Genomic DNA, 3,161 nt, shown 5'->3' with positions numbered 1-3,161 from the left:
CTGCAGGTTTGGGGCGGGGGCTTTGGCCCCTGCCCCGGGGGGCGCACTGGCCCAACCCCCCGCTCACACGGTGGGGGAGGCTCGTGGGAGAATGTGAGCCGTGACCTCCCCCGCGCCGCAGACCTCGCCTTCCGACGTCCCGACCCGTGTGAACCTCGCCGCCGTCACCCCGCCCGTCGCGCTCGGCCCTCTCGACGGCCGTTACCGCGGTGCGGTCGCGCCGCTGGTGGACCACCTCAGCGAGGCGGCCCTGAACCGGGCCCGCGTGCACGTCGAGGTCGAGTGGCTCGTCACGCTGTGCAACGGCACGCAGGCGGTCCCGGCCGCCGTCGTGCCCGGCGCCCCCACCCTGTCCGACGCCGAGATCGCCTACCTGCGCGCCGTCCCGGCGTCGTTCGGCGCCGACGAGATCGCCGAGCTCGCCGCGATCGAGCGCGAGACCGTGCACGACGTCAAGGCCGTCGAGTACTTCATCAAGCGCCGCATCGCCGCCGCCCCCGATGTCCTCGGCGAGACGAGCCTGCCCGCCGCCAGCGAGCTCGTGCACTTCGCGTGCACCAGCGAGGACATCAACAACCTCTCGTACGCGCTGATGGTGCAGGGCGCGGTGCGCGACGTCTGGCTGCCCGCCGCGCAGGACCTGGCCGACCAGCTCGCGGGCATGGCCCGCGAGCACGCCGACGTCCCGATGCTGAGCCGCACCCACGGCCAGCCGGCCACGCCGACGACGATGGGCAAGGAGCTCGCGGTGCTCACCCACCGCCTGCGCCGCCAGCTGCGCCGCGTCGCCGGCGCCGAGTACCTGGGCAAGCTCAACGGCGCCACGGGCACCTACGGCGCGCACGCCGTCGCCGTCCCCGGCACGGACTGGCCGGCGGTGTCGCGGGCGTTCGTCGAGGGCCTCGGGCTCACGTGGAACCCGCTGACCACCCAGATCGAGTCGCACGACTGGCAGGCCGAGGTCTACGCCGACGTCGCCCGGTTCAACCGGATCCTGCACAACCTCGCGACCGACGTGTGGACGTACATCTCGCTCGGGTTCTTCACGCAGATCCCGGTCGCGGGCGCCACGGGCAGCTCGACCATGCCGCACAAGGTCAACCCGATCCGGTTCGAGAACGCCGAGGCGAACCTCGAGATCTCCTGCTCGCTGCTGGACACGCTGTCCGCGACGCTCGTGACGAGCCGCCTGCAGCGCGACCTCACCGACTCCACGACGCAGCGCAACATCGGCCCGGCGTTCGGCCACTCGCTGCTCGCCATCGACAACGTGCGCCGCGGCCTCAAGGCGCTCGACGTCAACGCCTCCCTCATGGCCGACGACCTCGACGCCAACTGGGAGGTGCTCGGCGAGCCCGTCCAGTCCGCGATGCGCGCCGCGTCCGTCGCGGGCGTCGAGGGCATGGAGAACCCGTACGAGCGCCTCAAGGAGCTCACCCGCGGCCGGCGCGTCGACGCCGCGCGCATGCGGGAGTTCGTCTCCGGCCTGGGCCTGCCCGACGACGTCGCCGCCCGCCTGGCGGCCCTGACCCCGGCGTCGTACACCGGCGTCGCCGCGCAGCTCGTCGAGGACTACCTCGCCTGACCGGAGCCGGGCCCGCTGCTGACGTGCGGCGCGCCGCCGGCGTCGTCACGAATCGTTTCGGGGGCGGGACCTCCGACTCCGCGTGCCCCTACCGTGGACGGGTCCGAGTCCACGACGCGACGGAGCAACGATGCGCACCGCGAACCGCACCCGATCGACGACCCGGCTCGCCGGCCTCACGGCGGCCGCCCTGGTGGGCGGGGCCGGCCTCGCCGCCGGCGCCACGGCCCTCGCCACGAGCGCCGCGGGCGCGACGACCGCCTGCGAGGTCGACTACGTCGTCACGAGCTCGTGGCACGGCGGCTTCCAGGCCGACGTCACGGTGACCAACCTGGGCGACCCCCGCGACGGGTGGGAGGTCTCCTGGGAGCAGGCCGGCGGCGAGAGCATCAGCCAGCTCTGGAACGGCCGGCTCACGCAGTCCGGCGCCGACGTCCGCGTGGCCGACGTCGGCTGGAACGGGTCGCTCGCCACCGGCGGGTCCGCGTCGTTCGGGTTCGTGGGGCAGGCCGCCGCCACCCCGGCCGTGCCCGCCCAGTTCCTGCTCGACGGCGTCCCGTGCACGGGCACGGAGCCGTCGCCCGAGCCGACGGACCCGACGCCAACGCCGAGCGACGAGCCCACCGAGGACCCGGACGAGCCCGACGAGCCCGACGGCGCGACCTTCTACGTCGACGAGGACACGCAGGCCTGGGAGGCGTGGCAGGCGGCCTCGGGGACCGACCGCGCGCTGCTGGAGAAGATCGCGACGACGCCGCAGGCGTCCTGGGTGACCGACGCGGACGCTGCCGACGCACGTGCCGCCGTGGCCGACTACACCGGCCGGGCCGCGGCCGCGGGGGCGACGCCGCTGCTGGCGGTGTACGCCATCCCGGGCAGGGACTGCGGCTCGCACTCCGGCGGCGGCACGGACGAGGCCGCCTACCGGTCGTGGGTCCAGGAGGTGGCCGCCGGGATGGTCGGCGAGCCGTGGGTGGTGCTGGAGCCCGACGCGCTCCCGCAGCTCGGCGACTGCGACGGGCAGGGCGACCGCGTCGGGATGCTGGCCGACGCCGCGCGCATCCTCGACGACGGCGGCGCCCGCGTGTACCTCGACGTCGGCCACTCGGGCTGGCTCGCCCCGTCGGAGGCCGCGTCCCGGCTGCAGCAGGTGGGCCTCGACCACGCCGCCGGATTCTCCCTGAACGTGTCGAACTACCAGACCACCGACGCGGCCCGCGCGTACGGCGAGGAGGTCTCCGCCCTGCTCGGCGGCGTCCCGTTCGTCGTCGACACGTCGCGCAACGGCAACGGCTCCAACGGCGAGTGGTGCAACCCCCGCGGCCGCGCGCTGGGCGAGCGCCCGACCGTCGTCGACGACGGGACGCACCTCGACGCGCTGCTGTGGGTGAAGCTGCCGGGCGAGAGCGACGGCAGCTGCAACGGCGGCCCCGCGGCCGGCGCGTGGTGGCAGGAGATCGCCCTCGAGCTCGCGCGCAACGCCTCCTGGTAAGCCGCTGCCCCGCCCCCCGCTGGCGCCGAACAGGAGGTGGGTCGCGGTATGGGCGTCATTCGACGCTCATACCGCGACCCACCT

The 3,161-nt window shown here is 74.6% G+C and carries 2 protein-coding genes; both read left to right on the top strand.

The features are described from left to right. Window positions 1-100 precede the first annotated feature (100 nt). Window positions 101-1,585, top strand: coding sequence for an adenylosuccinate lyase (purB, locus tag LEP48_RS00900; protein WP_225563632.1), 1,485 nt, complete (start codon window positions 101-103; stop codon window positions 1,583-1,585). Between the two features lie 130 nt (window positions 1,586-1,715). Continuing rightward, complete coding sequence (locus LEP48_RS00895; protein ID WP_225563631.1) at window positions 1,716-3,077, top strand: glycoside hydrolase family 6 protein; 1,362 nt, start codon at window positions 1,716-1,718, stop codon at window positions 3,075-3,077. The last annotated feature ends 84 nt before the right edge of the window (window positions 3,078-3,161 follow it).

The organism is Isoptericola luteus (assembly GCF_020297055.1).
Classification (GTDB): domain Bacteria; phylum Actinomycetota; class Actinomycetes; order Actinomycetales; family Cellulomonadaceae; genus Isoptericola; species Isoptericola luteus.
This window is presented reverse-complemented; position numbering and strand designations above follow the sequence as displayed.